The organism is Pseudomonas sp. VS40 (assembly GCF_018587885.1).
Lineage (GTDB): Bacteria > Pseudomonadota > Gammaproteobacteria > Pseudomonadales > Pseudomonadaceae > Aquipseudomonas > Aquipseudomonas pergaminensis.
Window position 1 is genome coordinate 557,688 of sequence record NZ_JAGYWD010000004.1, and the last position, 18,651, is coordinate 576,338.

Here is an 18,651-nt window from a genome sequence, read left to right on the forward strand (position 1 = left end):
GACTCATAGTTGTTCCTCTGGGCCGCGTGGCGCCGGGTTACGGGTGATAAACATCGCATCACCGTAGCTGAAAAAACGGTACCCATTGTCGATGGCGGCTTGATAAGCAGCCATGGTCTCGGGATAACCGGCAAATGCCGACACCAGCATCAACAGCGTGGATTCCGGCAAATGGAAGTTGGTGACCAGGCAATCGACTACATGGAACGGCCGGCCTGGGTAAATAAAGATATCGGTGTCGCCACTGAACGGCTTGAGTACGCCATCACGCGCCGCACTCTCCAGCGAGCGTACGCTGGTGGTGCCCACCGCGATCACCCGCCCGCCGCGTGCCTTGCACGCTTGAACCGCGTCCACGACGTCCTGGCTGACCTCCAGCCACTCGCTGTGCATATGGTGGTCTTCGATCTTATCCACACGCACCGGCTGAAACGTACCGGCCCCCACGTGCAGGGTCACATAGGCAGTCTCGACGCCTTTGGCGGCAATCGCGTCCAGCAGCGGCTGGTCGAAATGCAGCCCGGCAGTCGGTGCAGCGACGGCGCCCAAGCGCTGGGAGTACACCGTCTGATAGCGCTCGCGGTCCGAGTCTTCGTCGGGGCGGTCTATATAAGGAGGCAACGGCATATGGCCGACACGCTCCAGCAACGGCAACACCTCTTCGGCGAACTTGAGCTCGAACAGCGCATCATGGCGCGCCACCATCTCGGCTTCGCCACCACCATCGATCAGGATGCTCGACCCCGGTTTCGGCGACTTGCTGGAGCGCACATGGGCCAGCACGCGATGGCTGTCCAGTACCCGCTCCACCAGAATTTCCAGCTTGCCGCCGGAAGCTTTCTGGCCAAACAGCCGCGCCGGAATCACCCGGGTATTGTTGAACACCATCAGATCGCCTGGGCGCAAATGCTCAAGCAAATCAGTGAATTGACGGTGTGCGAGGGCACCGCTCACCCCGTCCAGGGTCAGCAGTCGACTGGCGCGACGCTCGGCCAAAGGGTGGCGAGCGATCAGCGAATCAGGGAGCTCAAAAGTAAAGTCAGCAACGCGCATGATGGGGTTCGTCTAGCAGGGCCGGGAAGTCTAGCGGAAATAGTCAAAATTGACCATGAAACGTGATTGACCAACGGTAATCACCTCTCTATACTTCGCCGCCATTGAGCCCTGATGGCGGAATTGGTAGACGCGGCGGATTCAAAATCCGTTTTCGAAAGGAGTGGGAGTTCGAGTCTCCCTCGGGGCACCATCTTAAAAAAAGACCTTGAAATTCAAGGTCTTTTTTTTCGCCTGTCAAAAAGTGAGTAGGCACAGGCGAACGCAGAAATTGAGGAGCCGGGACCATGGAGTTGACGCTGGAAGCTGTTGCGCTTTTTGCTCTCAAGCTGGTGCATGAGACCGAAGGCGTGAGCCCGATTCTGCGCGATGACCCGGTGATGGAGGGGTATGACCGTGAAGTGTTTGGGCTGCTGATACGCAAAGGCGATCTGGCCGGGATTCAGCAGAAGCTTGATGAGTGTGTGATGCTTGCACTCGAATCCTTGGGCGGCGCCGATACTGTACTGGGTCGCGAGTTACAGCGGCTCGCGGTGGACGTGCGCCAAGCCTCGACACTTGAAGCACTCGATGCCCCGCTCAACGCACTCAAGGACTACCTGAAAGCCATCCTTTAAGCGCGCCCTACCGCCGCCCTTCCACCGCCATCCGCACCGCCAGCCCCATCAGCACCGACCCCATCAGCCAGCGCTGCACCACCTGCCAACCCGGCCGGGTGACGAAAAACACCGCGATCGAACCCGCCATCGTGGCAATCATCGCGTTGACACTCACGCTGATAAAAATCTGCGTAAAGCCCAGCACCAGGGATTGCGCCAGCACACTGCCATGGCCGTTCGGAACGATGAACTGCGGCAGCAACGACAAATACATCACCGCCACCTTGGGGTTGAGCAGGTTGGTCACCAGGCCCATGGTGAACAGCTTGCGCGGGCTGTCCTTGGGCAAGTCCCGCACCTGGAACGGCGAGCGCCCGCCCGGCCGTATGGCCTGCCAAGCCATGTAGGCCAGGTACAACGCACCGCCGAAGCGCAGCGCGTCATAGGCAAACGGCACCGCCATGACCAAGGCCGTGATCCCCAAGGCCGCGCACACCATGTAGACCAAAAAACCCAACGCCACGCCGCCCAGGGAAATCAGCCCGGCCGTGCGCCCCTGGCAAATCGACCGCGAGATGAGGTAAATCATGTTCGGCCCGGGCGTGAGCACCATGCCGAGTGAGATCAGCGCATAGGCCAGCCAGCTGGACACTTCAGGCATTGTTCGGCTCCTTGATCGTTTCTCTGTCGACGTGAAACATTTGGCCAACGTTGTAGGCTTGGATGCCATGGTAGGGCGTTCAAAATGCGCGCGTTAGATACAGATCCGCGAGCAAAACGTCATACACCCACCGCACCACTCACCCAAGGGCAGGCCCATGATCGACTTCAACAACAAAGGCTTCTTCAAGCTCAAGCAAAACAACGAATACGCCGAACGCGTCTCGGCCCTGCTGCTCGACGGTGAGGAAGTGGTCGACGCCTACAAGGCCATGCGTGACGGCGTGGTATTTACCACCAAGCGGATTATTGCGGTGAACGTTCAGGGTATTACCGGCAGCAAGAAGGACTTCACGTCGCTGCCGTATAAAAACATCGTGGCGTATTCGGTGGAGACGTCCGGGACGTTTGATCTGGATTCGGAGTTGGAGATTTACTTTTCGTCGTTGGGGAAGGTGAAATTTGAGTTCACGGGGAAGACGTCGATTGTGGAAATCTCACGGTTAATTTCCAAGCATCTGCTGGGCTGATCGGCGGGCAAAAAAAGACCTTGGCGTCTCGAGGTCTTTCTTAGTGCATGCAATGCTGATTCAACGGATGTACACCTGCCCTTGTAGGCACTGGCTTGCCAGCGATGACGCCAGTCCCAGCGCCATCAATCTGTTCGGCAATAACCTGCTGATTTTTCCCACCATCACCATCGAATAAAGCCGATATCAGGTTCTGACACCCCTCTCGTAGGCTCACTCCTCACACAAGGAAGTGAGCCCGTCATGTCAGAGCGCTTTTACCCACCCACCGAAGAAGACTTACGCAAACGACGGATCCTGACCCCGCCGCCATCGCGTTTGCCGTATTCGCCATCTATTGATTATTTCGAGCCATCCCCTGCCCCGGTACCCACGCTAGCCAAACCTTGCGGCTGCGTTTTCATCAAGCCCTGCCAACTGCCTGACGGCATCACCCATTACTACAACCCAGCCGGGTATGTCCCGTTGGAACTCATCAAGGAGTACGCCCATGTAAGCCTGCTGGGTGGACGTGAGGTGGACAGCCGGGGCGCAGTTGCCTTGCGCAAGATCAGCGGCAGCACATTGCCCGCTGGCCTCGGGCAGTTGGCGTTGCGTTCGGCGGTTTTGGAGTCGGCAGCCACTGCCGTCGGTTCTGTCGCCAGTGGTCTATTGACGGGGTCGGTGGCGCTGGCCTGGCCGTCGGAACTGGGTGACAGCGCGCTCTACAGCGAAGAGCAATTGCGTTCGATTCAACGGGCGCGGTCGCAGATGCGGTTGCATATTGAGCAAAGCGAGGACGGAACGCTCAAGGGGTATGGGTTTTACACGGGTAACCATGCCGATTGGCAGATGATTGATGTGGTGCAGTTTCAAAGCCGTGGCGATCAGTTTGTGGCGGACTTGGACGAGGGCGTGGAGCTGATCTGGACGCCCGCCGTTGATCCAAGTGACACGCTGGGTATTCCAGCCTTGGAGGCTGCGCCGCAGGCTCCGGTGATCTGGATTTATCCGCCGACGGAGAAGGCCGCGCAGATTCTGGTGAACCCGATTTATCCCCCGGAGTATCGGGATTTTATTCTGGTGTTCCCGGTGGAATCGGGGGTTCGGCCGCTGTATGTGGTGGTCAGTGTCAAGGCTGGGGATCACAAGTACCACAAGGCACCTAATACCGAACAAATAACTGGCTTTGCAGGCCTGATCAAAGCAAAACCCATGACTCCCAGACAGGGAGGCGCCGGGTTAAGAGAGCGTTGGATTGAGGAAAAAGGCCGGAGAATCTATGAGTGGGACTCTCAACATGGAGAGCTGGAAGTTTATCTAGCAAGTGATGGGAGCCATTTAGGTGCGTTCAGCCACGTAACCGGCGAGCAACTAAAAGGACCGAAGAAAAAACGAAATATCAGAAGATACCTGTGAGGTCTACATGGGACTAAAAGTGAGATTGGAATGGTTCGACAGAACCACACAGCAGCTACGTGGCGCGGAGGACTCGGCAGATATGGGAGACGATTACTCCGCGATTTCCGAGCTTGGATTGTCGACAGCCGAAGATGTCAATAACGGGATGTTTGAGCTGCGGAGGGAGTGGCTACCACTGATACAGGCACGTTTTTCTCATGAAATTGCTCTTTTAGAAAGCGACTACTTCATCGCGTTTGATTACGAAGATGCAAACGAATAACACAAACTCCGAGAATTCAGCTTAATGCGCAGACTGTCACTCACAAACAAAAAACTCCGCAACATCCCCAGGCACCTCAGAGCTCTGACCCGCTGGGCAGACAGCTTCGAAGGCTGTTTTTACGAAGAGTTACCGCTGCGACCCGACTATATAAACCTAAAAATCCCAGTTATTGAAAACCTTGTTGAAGGCAATCAAACCACACCGGAAATTCTGGCGCATTGCGCTCAACAGATGATCAAGGTTGCAGGTCACTTGGTTGAAGCACGATCAGACGGTGACCCTGAGTGCTGGATTGTCGCCCGTATCATGGTCCCGGACATGTTCTCAAGCCGAGTCTGTGTCTACACCGACAAAGCCCGCCTTCTCGGCCACACCCAGCCCTTTGACTACGAGTACTTTCGCCAAACACGCATCATCGGCCGAAGCCTTGCCCGCGAATGGGGGTTGGTCGTTCCGCCGGGCCTCCACGAAGTTGGCTTTCACTTCATCCACGAGGACGAAGACGGAACCGTCTTCGAGTCAGAGCATTGGTACTTCGGCGAAGTCAGCACGACCGATGAAGACCCTGGCGCAGAGCGCTGGAAGTATCAAACCTTCAGGTCCTTCCAAGCACAGCATCCACATTTGTTTGGTCCGTCCACTTAGCTCGCCTTCATCTCACTCCCCGCCCCACCAATCAACACACGATTCCCCGGATCCGTAATATCAAACACCTGCAGCGCACACGCCGAAGGCTCCAGCTTGAACTGAAATTCCACCAGGTACACCTTTGCCTTCTCCGGGCTGAAGGTGCTCATCACCGGCCCACAGCTGTAGTAAACCCCGTTGCCCCGGTTGTTCGCCGTGCTGGCGACGGTGAGTTGCTTGCCAGGATCAGCTTGGATTTCCAGCTGTGGAAAACGCTTGAACCCTGCACTGGCAACGGTCTGGTTGAGCTTGGCGATCCAGTTGAAGACGCGGCCTTCGCCCGTATCCATCACGGTGCCGAGGGTTTCCATGCGCTGGTCAGGGTCGCCTTCGCGGCGGATCGAGAATTCCACGGGGGCGGTGCCGCCGTAGGCTTTCATGATGACTTTGGCGTGCTCTGCATCCACGGCCACGGTTTTCTGGCGAAGTTGGACGCCGTCCTTGAACAGGCTGGGCGATGAATCGCGTTGGTTGGATTGGCAGGCGCCCAGTGAGAGGGCGATGCAGAGCAGCGCGATGCGTTTCATGGGGATGTCCTTATCGGTAGTGAGAGTGATGACTGGACCCGAGTTTAAACAGATTGTTCCGCACTGGAACCAAGGCCCGTGGGGCTAAAGGAGTGCAGCGCTGCAAGTGTCGTGGCTAGGTAGGCCTACCGAGGTGATCCCATCGCAGCCTCGCCGGGACTCGACAGCTCCCACATTGGATCGGTATCGCAGCGGAAATGGCTTCGCTGCCCACTGGGGGAACGTTGAGGGCGCTGGTGACCAGGTTGTGGAACACCATGGTCCGCGAGAGGACGTCGCCGCGCAGCACCCCAAGGAGTTTCAGCGCCCGCAGGGACTGGCGCGAGGACTGCATGAGACTGCACGGTTGAGCTGTTCAGGAATGTGCTCGATTGATTATTTGGGCTGGAACGTTTCGAGGTACGCCAGGATGTTTTCAATTTTTTCCTGGTCACTGATGCCCCAGAAGATCATGCGCGTGCCGCTCACCACTTTTTTTGGTGCCTCGATATAGGCGGCGAGTTTGTCGCGGGTCCAGACCACACCGGAGTTTTTCATTGCGTCGGAATACTGGTAGTCGGTGGTAGTGCCGGCGGGCCGGCCGATGATGCCGTTAAGTTGCGGGCCGAAGCCACCGCGTGCGCCTTCACCGATGCTGTGACAGCCGCCGCAGGTCTTGGCGAAGAGCTTGCCGCCCGCCTCCGCATCGCCCGCGGCAATAGCTGAGTGGGTGTTGAGTAACAGGACGAGGGCGAGTAATGCGTACTTCATGATGGCTCCGCATCGGGCAAGGAGGGGCCAATTATGCCTGGATCCGCTGCACCGCGTCGCTCAAGGAAACGCTCTGGAAAGCGCTCCAGGACGACCATCCATCGCCCCTATAAACATCTAATCGAACCTATTCCAGCCCATTCCACTCCACCTTACTGAATCCCTGATGGAGGAGTAAGGATCATGGCTCAGCCATCGATTTTGGTACTGGAAGACGACGAAATCATTCGCGCGTTAATGGTGGACGTACTGGAAGATTTCGGTGCAGTCGTTACGTCTTTTCCTTCGGCGGATGAGGGGATGATTTACTTGGAGCGGGCCGATGATCCAGTCGACCTGATTGTCAGCGATATCCAGATGCCGGGCCTGCTCAATGGCTATGACCTGAGCAAAGTGGTGGCCCATCGCTGGCCAACGGTGCCAGTGGTGCTGACCTCAGGCAATACCAAGCTGGCGGCGCAATTGGGCGGCTCGGTGCGGTTTTTGCCCAAGCCGTGGAGCACTGAGCATCTGATTGAGTGCGTACAAACGGCATTGACCCAACAAGGCTTGTCCATGCACTGATAGCGTCGCGATATCACTTAAACCGAACTTCGTGGTGCCATTTAAGGTCATTACTGGGAGCAAGGAGCGACTTTTCTGATCCGCTGGTCAGCCTTTTCGCCCTGTGCGTTCAGATGATGGCCATGAGTTGTGTAGAATCGTCGCCCATTTCCACGCGTCATTCATGGCCGAAAGGCCCACAGTTCGAGCTTATTGAATGCATTCACAGGCCCATGACGTCGGTGCGCCCTCATTGCTGGAAGCGTTGCGCACAGGCACGGCCCTGCTGCACGTGGCGTTGGAAAAGCGCTTGCCGTTTTTTTCCGAGCGCCTGGATACCGACTGGTACCAACGCTTGCTTCAAGCGTATTACGGCTTTTATGCGCCGATGGAAGCAGCCCTGTACGAATGTGATTTGATCCCCGAAGGCTTCGACCGGGTGCTGCGTGTGAAAACGCCCACCCTGGTGAACGACCTTCGCGCCCTCGGCCTGAATGACCACGCCATCAACGCCCTGCCCCGCTGCGCCAACCTGCCCGTCCTGAATACACCCGCTGCCTTGCTCGGTGCGCTCTATGTGCTCGAAGGCGCGACCTTGGGTGGCCAGGTGCTGCGCCGGGAAATGACCCAGCGCCTTGGTGTGAACGCCGACAACGGCGGTGCGTTTCTTGACGTGTATGGCGCCGAGACAGGGCGGCGCTGGAAAGACTTTCTCGACTATCTGGGCCGCCAACCGCTCGACGCTGACGACAAACAGCGCGCGGTGATTGCAGCCTGTTCGACATTCAGCTGCTTTGAGCAATGGCTCGACGGCCAGGAGGTACTGCTATGAAACCCGAAGATTTTGAAGAGCTGCTTGCCAACTGCGCCGACGAGCCAATCCGCTTTCCGGGGGCGATCCAACCCCACGGTGTGCTGCTGACATTATCGGAGCCAGACCTGAAGTTCATCCAGGTCAGCACCAACGTCGGCATGCTGTTCGGCCATGCGCCCGAGGCGTTGCTGGGCCAGCCGCTGCACGTACTGGTAGGCGCCGAACACGCCAAGGCCGTTGCCGCCATGGCCGAACACAACACGTTTTTCGATGCCCCACCGTTGCACGTCACGTTTAACGGCGCAGAGTTCGAAGGCCTGCTGCACCGCCATCAAGGTGTGCTGGTGCTGGAATTCGAGCCACGACTGAAAGACTTCCGTCCCCGGGCACTGAACGGCCGCACCAGTGACCTGGGCAAGATGCTGCAACGTTTGCAGTCGGCGAAAACCCTGCAAGCGCTGTACGAAATCAGCGTGACTGAAATCCAGGCCATGACCGGCTACGACCGCGTGCTCATTTACCGTTTCGAAGACGAAGGCCATGGCCAGGTGATCGCCGAAGCGTCGGCGCCGTCCATGGAACTGTTCAACGGGCTGTTCTTCCCTGCGTCCGACATCCCCGAGCAGGCCCGTGAACTGTATCGCACCAACTGGCTGCGCATCATCCCGAATGCGGCCTATGAGCCGGTGCCCCTGCTGCCCAAGCTGCGCCCGGACACCGGCCAACCGTTAGACTTGAGCTTCGCCACGTTGCGCAGCGTGTCGCCGATTCACTGCCAGTACATGCAGAACATGGGCGTGCTGTCGTCCATGAGCATCTCGCTGATGAAGGGCGACAAACTCTGGGGCCTGATCAGCTGCGGCAACCGCGAACCGCTGCTGGTGCCGAATGACCTGCGCACGGCCTGCCAGACCATCGGCCAGGTGCTGTCGTTGCAGATCAGCGCCATGGAAGCACTGGACCTGAGCCGTCAACGCGAGGAGAAAGTCGAGGCCCTGGCCCGCCTGGATAAGGCCATGAAGGCGTCGGAAGAAAACGTGTTCGACGGCCTGGCCCAGCAACCGCAATTGCTGATGGACCTGACCCTGTCCGGCGGCGTGGCGATCATCGAAGACAAGCAATTGCACCGCTACGGCAACTGCCCGGAACCGGCGCAGATCCGTGCGCTGCACAAGTGGCTGCAGGAAGGCGGCGAGCCGGTTTTTTCCAGCCACAACCTGGCCTCGGTCTACCCGCCGGCCGCCGAGTTCCAGCAGGTCGCCAGCGGCGTGTTGGCCATGAGCTTGCCCAAGCCTGTGGATAACGGCGTGCTGTGGTTCCGTCCGGAAGTCAAAGAGAACATCAACTGGAGCGGCGACCCGAAAAAGCCACTGGACCTGGAAAACTCCGACGCCGGCCTACGCCTTCGCCCACGCACCTCGTTTGAAATCTGGAAGGTGGAAATGGCCGGCATCTCCACCAAGTGGAGCCACGGTGACCGCTTCGCCGCCAACGACCTGCGCCGCTCCGCGCTGGAAAACGACCTGGCCCGCCAGGTGCTGCGCGAGCAACAGGCCGTGCGCGCCCGCGATGAGCTGGTGGCGGTGGTGTCCCACGACCTGCGTAACCCGATGACCGTGATCTCCATGCTTTGCGGCATGATGCAAAAGGCCTTCAGTTCCGATGGCCCACACACTTCGCGGCGGATTTCCTCGGCCATCGACACCATGCAACAGGCCGCCGGGCGTATGAACGTGCTGCTGGAAGACTTGCTCGACACCTCGAAAATCGAGGCCGGACGCTATGTGGTCAAGCCCGTGGCGCTCGATGTAAGCCAGATGTTTGAAGAGGCGTACTCGCTACTCGCACCGCTGGCGATGGAGAAAGGCATCGACCTGTCGTTCAACGCCGAGCCTGGCCTGCAGATCAATGGCGACCCCGAGCGTCTGTTCCAGGTGCTGTCGAACCTGATCGGCAACGCGATCAAGTTCACGCCGCGCCAGGGCAATATTGGCATCAGTGCGATGAGCAACGGCGAAGAGATTGTCTTCTCGGTGCGTGACTCCGGCGAGGGTATTGCGCCGGAACAACTGCCGCACGTGTTTGATCGGTATTGGACCCAGGCGGAAAACAACCCGACCGGCAGTGGGCTGGGGTTGTATATCACGCAAGGTATTGTCCAGGCCCATGGCGGCAAGATTGTTGCCGAGAGTGAGGTGGGCCGGGGTAGTGAGTTTCGCTTTACAGTGCCGAAGGTGATTGAAGACTCGCATACCTGAGGCGGTAGAGGCGGCCTGGCAGCCGGCCGCCCTCCAACGGCTTCCCCGCGATCCAAATGTGGGAGCTGGCTTGCCTGCGAAGGCGGCCTGACAGCCGACCACACTCTAACTGTCCCCCCACGATCCAAAAATGTGGGAGCTGGCTTGCCTGCGAAGACGGCCTGACAGCCGACCACAAACTAACTGTCGCCCCGCGATCCAAAAATGTGGGAGCTGGCTTGCCTGCGAAAGCGGCCTGACAGCCGACCACAAACTAACTGTCGCCCCGCGATCCAAAAATGTGGGAGCTGGCTTGCCTGCGAAAGCGGCCTGACAGCCGACCACTCTCTAACTGTCGCCCCGCGATCCAAATGTGGGAGCTGGGTTGCCTGCGAAAGCGGCCTGACAGCCGACCACACTCTAACTGTCGCCCCGCGATCCAAATGTGGGAGCTGGCTTGCCTGCGAAGATGGCCTAACAGCCGACCACACTCTAACTGTCGCCCCGCGATCCAAATGTGGGAGCTGGCTTGCCTGCGAAGATGGCCTAACTGCCGACCACTCTCCCACTGTCACCCCACGATCCAAATGTGGGAGCTGGCTTGCCTGCGAAGGCGGCCTGACAGCCGACCTGGATGTTGGATCTTACGGGGTACATATCCGTTATTTAGGTAAAGGCTGCTGTTGGTTCCGCCCTTACGGCGGCTCACTTTTGAAAAGCGCAAAAGTAAGCAAAACGCTCTTGCCCCAACACTCGGCACCTCGCCTAGGCTCGGTGTGCCCGTAATCCGACAGGTATTTGGGGGGCCGCCGCCACGCGCCATCCATGGCGCGGGGCGGCTAAACCGGCATCCCTGCCGGTTTACCCCCCAAATCCCTGTCGAATTCCGGCCAGCGTGTTTGACGGGGCGCCTGAGATCAAAAGCAGGATCAAGGTCAAGGTCAAGGTCAAGGTCAAGGTCAACGGCGGCTCGCTTTGCATCGTGGTTAGTGGTGGTTGCATTGCCCGGTAATCCTCACACCGGCAACACCACCACCGCCTCCAACCCTCCGCCCTGGCGTTCTGTCAGGGTTAGTGTTCCGCCGTGTTCCAGCACAATCGCCCGCGCGGTCGATAACCCCAGCCCGACACCGCCGGTGCTTTTATTGCGCGACCCTTCGAGGCGATAAAACGGCAGGAATACCTGTTCCCGATGTTCAGCCGCGATACCTGGGCCTCTATCCAGCACGCGAATGACCACCTCTCCCGACCGTTGCTGTAACTCGACCTCCGGCGCCACGCCGTAGTGGATGGCGTTGTCCATCAGGTTGGTCATCACCCGCTTGAGGCCCAGTGGTCGGCCGAAGTACACCAGGCGCGGTGGGCCACGAAAGGTGAGGTCGATGGACTGGTCGCGGTAGTCGTCGATCAGGGTTTGCAGCAATTCCGCCAGGTCCAGTTGGGTGGCTTGCTCCAGCCGGGCGTCGTCGCGGAAGAATTCCAGGGCCGTGTTGATCATGGCCTGCATTTCGTCGACGTCGCGGAACAGTCGTTGTTGCTGGTCGGCATCTTCGATGAACTCACCGCGCAGGCGCAGGCGGGTTAGCGGTGCGCGCAGGTCGTGGGAGATGGCCGCCAGCATTTGGGTACGGTCCTGGATGAAGTGCCGCAACTGCGCCTGCATGCTGTTGAACGCAAGGATTGCCTGGCGCAGTTCGTGAGGGCCCATCGGTTCGATGGGCGGCGCGCGAAAGTCGGCACCGAAGCGCCGCGCGCCCAGGGCGAAGTGCTGCAGGGGCCGAGCCAGGCGGCGGGTCGCGACCAGGGTGACCAGCGCGGTGGAGATCAGCACCAACAGCACCACGATCAGGCTGCGCGCGCCATCATCCAGCCCCCAACTGCGCGACGACGCGCTGAACATCAGCCAGGATCGGTCAGCCAATTGCACCAGTAGCGCGTAGTGGCCGTTACCGTCTGGCCAGTCAGACGGTTCGTACGCTTCCATCGAACGCGGCGGCCCCTGCAGCAAATGCTTGAAGACCTGCTCGCCCGAATGGAAATCCGGGTCGTCCAGCACGGGTAAACCCAATGCCTGCCGCTGGGCCGCCCACGTCACGTTGAACCCGTCATCACCCACCGCCTGGGCCAGGCGCGACCGCTGCGAGGGCTCCGAGGCCTCGACCACGCGTACCACCACGGCGATTTTTTCCAGCAAGCCGGTTTCGGTCAGCGGCGGCCGTGCCCACACGCCGGCCAACTGCACGAACAACGCGTTGAAGGCCAGCGCGGTGATCATGGCGATCAGGATGGTCAGGGCGACCCAACGGGCCACGGTGTCACGCGGGCGCAGGCTCATGAACGGGTCACGCTGGCGGTGAACTGATAACCGCCATTGCGCACCGTGCGGATCATCGCCGGGCGCTTGGTATCGAACTCCAGCTTGCGGCGCAGGCGGCTGACTTGTACGTCGATGCTGCGGTCGAACGCGTCATGGCTGTGGCCCCGTGCCAGATTCAACAGTTGCTCACGGGTCAATACGCGCTGGGGGTGCTCGGCGAACACCAGCAGCAGGTCGAACTCGCCGGAAGACAGCGGGATCATCACCTGGTCGGGCGAGCGCAACTCACGGCGCGTGAGGTCCAGCTGCCAGCCCGCGAACCGGATCAACGGGCGCGCGACCTCGCCCAGCGGCGGTCGGCTTTCACCCGCCCGGCGCAGTACGGCACGCACCCGGGCCAACAATTCGCGTGCATCGAAGGGTTTGCTCAGGTAGTCATCGGCGCCCATTTCCAGGCCCACGACGCGATCGCTGAGTTCGCCCATAGCCGTGAGCATGATCACCGGCGTGGCGTATTGCTGGCGCAGGCGCTGGCACAGCAGCAGGCCGTTATCGCCCGGCAACATCAGGTCGAGGATGATCAGGTCGGCCGGCTGGCGCTCCATCGCCGCCCACAGGTCGGCGCCAGTGGCAGCCGTCTCGACCCCATAGCCGTGTTGCAGGAAAAATTTCTTCAGCAGCGCGAGGACCTCAAGGTCATCGTCCACGATCAACAGGTTGCTCACCGGCGGTCTTCACTGGGTTGGGTCGAGGTGCCATCTAAAACCATTCGGCGCGGCGCGTCATATATTTCAATCGTGCAATAAAGCGTCAATCGCGCAATAAACCAGACATCTTTGCGCAAGGCAGCAATGCCAGGATCAGCCTCCTTTTTGTGGAGACTGTGCCCATGCGCTCGCTGACGTATCCCCAGCATTTGGCCCGCCAGGCCGTGCTGTTGCTGACGGTGTCCTACCTGACGGGCTGTGCCAGCCCGGCCCCGGTAACACCCATCACTCGCTGCGCGCCAGTGAACGACTCGGTGTACGACCCCGCCGAACCGGTCAACCGCGGCGTGTTTGCGTTTAACCGGGCGGTGGATGACTACGCCTTGGCACCGGTGGCGCGGGGTTACCGTTACCTGCCGGACTTTTTCCAACAGGGTGTGCATAACTTCGCCAGCAACTTCAGCGAGCCGAAGGTGTTTATCAACGATCTGCTGCAAGGCAACCCACGGCGCTCGGTCAATACCCTGGGGCGTTTTGCCGTGAATACCACCGTGGGCGTGGTGGGGCTGTTCGACGTGTCGGACCGCCTGGGAATCCCACGGCACAAAGCTGACTTCGGTCAGACATTCGGCGTGTGGGGCGTGGGTAACGGGCCGATCGTGGAATTGCCATTGCTGGGCACCAGCAACAGCCGGGATGCGGCAGGCAAAGTGCTGGGCTTCCTGATTTCGCCGCTGGGGGACAGCGACACGGTGCAGACGTTGGGCACTCTCAGCCTGGTTGGCGGCACTGTCGATACGCGGGCGTCACTGTTGCCGCTGACCGACAGCCTGCAAAAACTGCCGGATTACTACAGCGCGTTACGCAACGTGGTGGCACACAATCGTGCAGCGTTTGTGCTGGAAGGCAGGGACGGGGCGGCTTCACCTGAGGCGAGCGAGTGCACAAATGGCGCGAGCGACGACTTCTGAAGCCAGCTGCGAGAGGGTTGTCATACTTTGCAGCAGGGTGTTTATAGCGGGGCCTTTTTGCGCTCTATACCGTTGGCTTTGCTTCGCCTCATTGTGCGAAGCATCCTCTAATCACTAGCAGGAAACTCCAATGGATATCTCAAACCTCCAGACGCTGAACATCTTCCATTACTCCACGCTGCCGCAGGATGCCGGAGAGTCACAGCGCACGAAGCACAACATTGAGGACATACATTCGGAACGGAACGCCGAGGACAACAACAGTGCAGCCGCCAGTAACAACCGCAGGAAGGGCAACGGCAACACAGACAGCCTGGGAAGGGGCTACTTGCCTTAACCCGAATCATACGAAGAGCTGTGCACGGCTCTTCGTATTTCCCCCTTAACAAAACACTGACATTCACTGCGTTAATCTTGCCGGTTCATCCCGCCTGGACCTTTGCCTGCATGCCGCACCTCGACACACTGCCCGCCGTACTGGCCGGCCCACTGCTGCGACGCCTCGAACCTCGGCGCCTGGTGTTGTGGCTGGTAGGCAGTCGAGCCCTGGAATTGACCCTGACGTTGCATCTGCCAACCGAAACGCTGGAGATCACCCTTGACCAATGCCAGATCGTGCCGGTGGGGCGCCACGCCTTTATCCACCTGATCGACGTCCCGCTGGGTGATGCGCTGCCCCTGGACGTGGAGATCCCCTACGACCTGGTGTTCGACAACACCGGCATCGCCGACTGGGCACCGCACCTGCTGTATGCCAACGCGCAACTTCCAAGTTTTGTTTTGCACAGCCGTATCCATCAGTTGGTACACGGCTCCTGCCGCAAACCCCATCACAGCGCCGACGAAGGCCTGCTGTGCGTTGACCGCCTGCTGGCTGAAGCCCACACCCCGGCCAACCGCCCTGCCCTGCTGATGATGAGTGGCGACCAGGTGTACGCCGACGATGTCGCTGGGCCAATGCTGCGGGCGATCCATGCGCTGATCACACGCCTGGGCCTGTTCGATGAATACCTGGAAGGCGCCGTGGTGGACGACAGCGCCAGCCTCTATGGACACCGCGCCAGCTACTACCATCGCGCCGACTTGCTGCCGGCACTGGACAGTAACGAGACCCTGCGCGAACGCTTCTTTGGCGGAGTGAAAAAACCCATTTTCACCAGCAGTACCGCGGACAATCACCTGGTGACCTTCGCCGAAGTCATCGCGATGTATTTGCTGGTGTGGTCACCCACGCCCTGGACGCTGATCACGCCTCAAGCACCGCAACTGAGTCCTGAAGAACAGCAACGTTATGCCCGCGAACAGGCACAGATCGATACATTCCGCGACGGCCTGCCTGGCGTTGCGCGGGTGTTCGCCCACCTGTCCACCTTGATGATCTTTGATGATCACGACATCACCGACGACTGGAACCTCAGCGCCCAGTGGGAGGAAACCGCCTACGGTCACCCGTTCTCCAAGCGCATCATCGGCAATGCCCTGCTGGCCTACCTGCTGTGCCAGGGCTGGGGCAACCAGCCGGATGCATTTGGCGAACTGATCAGCCAAAGCCAGGCGCTTACCCGCCAACCCCAGGCCAACCATCTGGATGCCGGAGCGCTGGATGAGTTGATCGAAACGCTGCTCAAGTTCCAACAATGGCATTACGTACTGCCCACCACCCCCGCCCTGGTGGTGCTCGACACCCGTACCCGGCGCTGGCGCAGCGAGTTCACCCTCAAGCAACCCTCCGGCCTGCTCGACTGGGAGGCCTTGAGCGAACTGCAACAGGAACTGCTCGACCACCCCTCGGCCATCATCGTCTCGCCCGCGCCGATCTTCGGCGTGAAGCTGATCGAGACGGTACAGAAGGTCTTCAGCTGGTGCGGCCACCCCTTGCTGGTGGATGCGGAAAACTGGATGGCCCATCGCGGCGCGGCCCAGGTGATCCTCAACATCTTCCGCCACTCGCGCACGCCGGGAAACTACGTGATCCTCTCAGGTGACGTGCACTACTCATTCGTCTACGAAGTGCTGATCCGCCATCGCAACGCCGGCCCCAGGATCTGGCAGATCACCAGCAGCGGCATCAAGAACGAATTCCCCCCAAGGCTGTTGGAATGGTTCGACCGCCTCAACCGCTGGCTCTACTCACCACGCTCGCCCCTCAACTGGTTCACCCGCCGGCGCACCATGCAGGTAGTGCCGCATATTCCCGAGCATGCAGAAGCCGGCGAACGACTATGGAATTCGGCGGGGATTGGCCAAGTGTTTTTTAACGAACAGGGCCAGCCTGAAGCGATTTACCAGCACAACGCGGATGGAAAGGCGCAGACGAGGATGGTGGCGCCGCAATAATAGCCTATCGCCATCCACCATAAGCCGTACATCTGCCCTATTCAAAGCCACCAAGCCCCGTTGTACAGTAGCCCCAGCCACGGAGTATCGGCGTCAACAACGACAGGCATTGAGCGCCTGTCCACGCAAGGAACGCGAAGATGAACGATACCTCCGACAACAATCCGTTGAAGCAAGATTTCTCTCACTTCAACGCCGACATGCTGCACACCGTTCTGGAGTTGGTCAGCGACGGGATTTGGGACTGGAACGCCAATACCGGGTTCGTCTATCGCAACCCGGGGTGGTACGAAATGCTCGGCTATCACCGCCATGCGCTGGAGAACAACGTGTTCACCTGGGAAAACGTGATCCACCCGGATGACTACCCTCAGGTGATGAAGCTGTTTGACGACTACATCCACCGCCGCGCCCCTCACTATCAAGCCGAGTACCGTTGCCGCAAGGAAGACGGCAGCTACCTGTGGATCGAAGACCGGGGCTACGTGATTGCGCGCAATGCCGACGGTTCAGTGGCGCGCATGGTCGGCGCGCACCGTGATATTCACCTCAGAAAATGCTCCGTCGAACAATTGGAACGACGCAATCAATCCCTTGAGGCCCTGGTGGCTGAACGCACGCGGGAGCTGTCGCGGGTCAATCGACAGTTACAACTTCAGTTGGATGAAAACCGCTCCTTGGCCGAGCGGGATGCCCTGACCCTGGTCGCCAACCGTTATCGTCTGGAGAAAGTGCTGCTGGAAGAGTGTAACCGTGCCCAACGCTTTCGCCTGCCGCTGACGTTGATTGCGATGGACATCGATGACTTCAAGCCGATCAATGACCGCTACGGTCATGGCGTGGGCGACCGCACGCTGGTGCAGGTGGTGGAATGCCTGGAAAGCTGTATTCGCCCCCATGACGTACTGGCCCGGTGGGGTGGCGATGAGTTTGTACTGGTGCTGCCCAAAACGTCGCTGGAGATAGCCATGGCGCTGGCAGAACGCATTTGCCAGGTGATGAGAAGGCAGCCGCACAACGGCAACCTCAAGATCACCCTCAGCCTTGGCGTGGCCGAGCGTCAAAGGGATGAACCCCCCACAGCCCTGATGGCGCGTGCCGACCAGGCGTTGTATCGCGCCAAGGCTGCGGGCAAGGATGGGGTGTCGCAATAACACCCCTGCGGGTTATCGAACCGGCGGCGCGTACTGGATACCGCCATTGTTCCACAGTGCATTGAGCCCGCGCTTGATCTTCAGCACGCTGCCCTGGCCGATGTTGCGCTCGAACACTTCGCCGTAGTTGCCCACCTGCTTGACGATCTGCACCACCCAATCCTTGCGCAGTTTGAGGTCCTTGCCGTATTCGCCATCAGCCCCCAGCAACCGTGCAACGTCCGGGTTCTTGGTGGTCTTGGCCTGCTCTTCGACGTTCTGCGAGGTGATGCCCATTTCCTCGGCATTGAGCATGGCGAACAGGGTCCACTTGACGATGCTGAACCACTCGTCATCGCCCTTGCGCACCAACGGCCCCAGTGGCTCCTTGGAGATCACTTCCGGCAGCACCACGAACTCGTCCGGGTGGGCCATCTTGATGCGCTGGGCATACAGGCCCGACTGGTCAGTGGTCAGCACGTCGCAACGCCCGGCTTCCAGGCCCTTTGCGCTTTCGTCGGCGGTGTCGAAGGTAATCGGCGTGTACTTCATGCCGTTGGTGCGAAAGTAATCGGAGACATTCAACTCAGTCGTAGTACCGGCCTGAATGCACACCGTGGCCCCGTCCAGTTGCTTGGCACCGGTGACACCCAACTTGTTATTCACCAGAAAGCCGATGCCGTCGTAGTAGGTCACACCGGTGAACACCAGGCCCATGCCCGAATCACGGGAACTGGTCCACGTGGTGTTGCGAGAGATCACGTCGATCTCGCCGGACTGCAGCGCGGTGAAGCGTTCCTTGGCGGTCAATTGGGTGAACTTCACTTTTGACGCATCACCAAACACCGCCGCCGCCACCGCGTGGCACACGTCCACATCGATGCCGGTCATCTTCCCTTTACTGTCCGGCACGCCAAAGCCCGGCAGTCCATCGCTGACGCCGCATTGGATGAAGCCTTTTTTCTGGATCGCGTCCAGGGTCACACCCGCGTAGGCGGAGCTCGCCAGGCCAAGCGCGGCGGTGGCGCCCATCGCGGCCAAAGTCATTTTGAATGGGTTCATGCATGGCTCTCCCTGTCATTCCTTATTATTCGGCGCCGCACAGCCCGCGCCGGTTTAT

At 59.6% G+C, this 18,651-nt stretch carries 19 protein-coding genes and 1 tRNA gene; 13 read left to right on the forward strand and 7 right to left on the reverse strand.

Translation table 11 applies throughout. The features are described 5' to 3' along the window. Positions 1-3 precede the first annotated feature (3 nt). Positions 4-1,053 carry a tRNA preQ1(34) S-adenosylmethionine ribosyltransferase-isomerase QueA gene (queA, locus tag KHP07_RS15350; protein WP_078050109.1) on the reverse strand — a complete coding sequence of 350 codons (1,050 nt, stop codon included), beginning with the start codon at positions 1,051-1,053 and terminating at the stop codon, positions 4-6. Between the two features lie 108 nt (positions 1,054-1,161). Between queA and KHP07_RS15355 the strand changes: the two genes are divergently transcribed. After that, positions 1,162-1,246, forward strand: a tRNA-Leu gene (locus KHP07_RS15355). Between the two features lie 94 nt (positions 1,247-1,340). Further along, positions 1,341-1,670, forward strand: coding sequence for a hypothetical protein (locus KHP07_RS15360; protein ID WP_078050110.1), 330 nt, complete (start codon positions 1,341-1,343; stop codon positions 1,668-1,670). Between the two features lie 7 nt (positions 1,671-1,677). Here the strand turns inward: KHP07_RS15360 and KHP07_RS15365 are convergent, their stop codons facing one another. Next, entirely contained in the window at positions 1,678-2,313 is a 636-nt protein-coding gene (locus KHP07_RS15365) for a LysE family translocator (protein ID WP_100492179.1), read from the reverse strand. Between the two features lie 157 nt (positions 2,314-2,470). On the opposite strand from KHP07_RS15365, the gene KHP07_RS15370 reads away from it, so the two are divergent. The 4 genes from KHP07_RS15370 (at position 2,471) to KHP07_RS15385 (ending at position 5,153) form a co-directional block, all read left to right on the forward strand. After that, positions 2,471-2,842, forward strand: a complete 372-nt coding sequence (locus tag KHP07_RS15370; RefSeq protein WP_098467339.1) for a PH domain-containing protein — start codon at positions 2,471-2,473, stop codon at positions 2,840-2,842. A gap of 243 nt (positions 2,843-3,085) precedes the next feature. Next, entirely contained in the window at positions 3,086-4,240 is a 1,155-nt protein-coding gene (locus tag KHP07_RS15375) for an S-type pyocin domain-containing protein (RefSeq protein ID WP_214497446.1), read from the forward strand. A 7-nt stretch (positions 4,241-4,247) separates the two neighbouring features. Further along, positions 4,248-4,505, forward strand: coding sequence for a colicin E3-like toxin immunity protein (locus KHP07_RS15380; RefSeq protein ID WP_025858514.1), 258 nt, complete (start codon positions 4,248-4,250; stop codon positions 4,503-4,505). 24 nt (positions 4,506-4,529) lie between these two features. Beyond that, on the forward strand, positions 4,530-5,153 hold the full coding sequence (locus KHP07_RS15385; protein WP_214497447.1) for a DUF3916 domain-containing protein: 624 nt from the start codon (positions 4,530-4,532) through the stop codon (positions 5,151-5,153). On the opposite strand, the gene KHP07_RS15390 is transcribed toward KHP07_RS15385, so the two are convergent. Then, positions 5,150-5,722 (reverse strand): hypothetical protein, encoded by a 573-nt coding sequence (locus KHP07_RS15390; RefSeq protein WP_078050114.1) that lies wholly within the window; start codon positions 5,720-5,722, stop codon positions 5,150-5,152. The genes KHP07_RS15385 and KHP07_RS15390 overlap by 4 nt on opposite strands. 375 nt (positions 5,723-6,097) lie before the next feature. Beyond that, complete coding sequence (locus tag KHP07_RS15395; RefSeq protein WP_078050115.1) at positions 6,098-6,472, reverse strand: c-type cytochrome; 375 nt, start codon at positions 6,470-6,472, stop codon at positions 6,098-6,100. Between the two features lie 183 nt (positions 6,473-6,655). Here KHP07_RS15395 and KHP07_RS15400 point away from each other — a divergent pair, with 183 nt between their 5' ends. From KHP07_RS15400 to KHP07_RS15410, 3 genes are all read left to right on the forward strand, one after another. After that, a complete protein-coding gene (locus KHP07_RS15400; RefSeq protein WP_078050116.1) occupies positions 6,656-7,036 on the forward strand; it encodes a response regulator in 381 nt (126 codons plus the stop codon). Positions 7,037-7,232: 196 nt separating this feature from the next. Continuing rightward, on the forward strand, positions 7,233-7,847 hold the full coding sequence (locus KHP07_RS15405) for a biliverdin-producing heme oxygenase (protein ID WP_099494221.1): 615 nt from the start codon (positions 7,233-7,235) through the stop codon (positions 7,845-7,847). Continuing rightward, the gene (locus KHP07_RS15410; protein ID WP_078050118.1) at positions 7,844-10,087 is read left to right on the forward strand and encodes an ATP-binding protein; all 2,244 of its coding nucleotides are present in this window, start codon (positions 7,844-7,846) and stop codon (positions 10,085-10,087) included. Before KHP07_RS15405 ends, KHP07_RS15410 begins: the two co-directional genes overlap by 4 nt. A gap of 994 nt (positions 10,088-11,081) precedes the next feature. On the opposite strand, the gene KHP07_RS15415 is transcribed toward KHP07_RS15410, so the two are convergent. Together KHP07_RS15415 and KHP07_RS15420 are read right to left on the reverse strand one after the other, a co-directional pair. After that, entirely contained in the window at positions 11,082-12,401 is a 1,320-nt protein-coding gene (locus KHP07_RS15415; RefSeq protein WP_214497448.1) for a sensor histidine kinase, read from the reverse strand. Beyond that, positions 12,398-13,108 (reverse strand): response regulator, encoded by a 711-nt coding sequence (locus KHP07_RS15420; protein ID WP_078050120.1) that lies wholly within the window; start codon positions 13,106-13,108, stop codon positions 12,398-12,400. The genes KHP07_RS15415 and KHP07_RS15420 overlap by 4 nt, the downstream gene beginning before the upstream one ends. A gap of 164 nt (positions 13,109-13,272) precedes the next feature. Between KHP07_RS15420 and KHP07_RS15425 the strand changes: the two genes are divergently transcribed. From KHP07_RS15425 to KHP07_RS15440, 4 genes are all read left to right on the forward strand, one after another. After that, on the forward strand, positions 13,273-14,061 hold the full coding sequence (locus KHP07_RS15425) for an MlaA family lipoprotein (RefSeq protein ID WP_214497449.1): 789 nt from the start codon (positions 13,273-13,275) through the stop codon (positions 14,059-14,061). A gap of 130 nt (positions 14,062-14,191) precedes the next feature. Continuing rightward, on the forward strand, positions 14,192-14,398 hold the full coding sequence (locus tag KHP07_RS15430) for a hypothetical protein (RefSeq protein ID WP_078050122.1): 207 nt from the start codon (positions 14,192-14,194) through the stop codon (positions 14,396-14,398). Positions 14,399-14,508: 110 nt separating this feature from the next. Next, positions 14,509-16,398: an alkaline phosphatase D family protein gene (locus KHP07_RS15435; RefSeq protein WP_214497450.1), complete on the forward strand. Its 1,890-nt coding sequence runs from the start codon at positions 14,509-14,511 to the stop codon at positions 16,396-16,398. A gap of 140 nt (positions 16,399-16,538) precedes the next feature. Then, the gene (locus KHP07_RS15440; protein WP_100492172.1) at positions 16,539-17,552 is read left to right on the forward strand and encodes a diguanylate cyclase; all 1,014 of its coding nucleotides are present in this window, start codon (positions 16,539-16,541) and stop codon (positions 17,550-17,552) included. Positions 17,553-17,564: 12 nt separating this feature from the next. Here KHP07_RS15440 and KHP07_RS15445 read toward each other — a convergent pair whose 3' ends face one another. Beyond that, on the reverse strand, positions 17,565-18,593 hold the full coding sequence (locus tag KHP07_RS15445) for an amino acid ABC transporter substrate-binding protein (RefSeq protein ID WP_078050125.1): 1,029 nt from the start codon (positions 18,591-18,593) through the stop codon (positions 17,565-17,567). Positions 18,594-18,651: the final 58 nt, after the last annotated feature.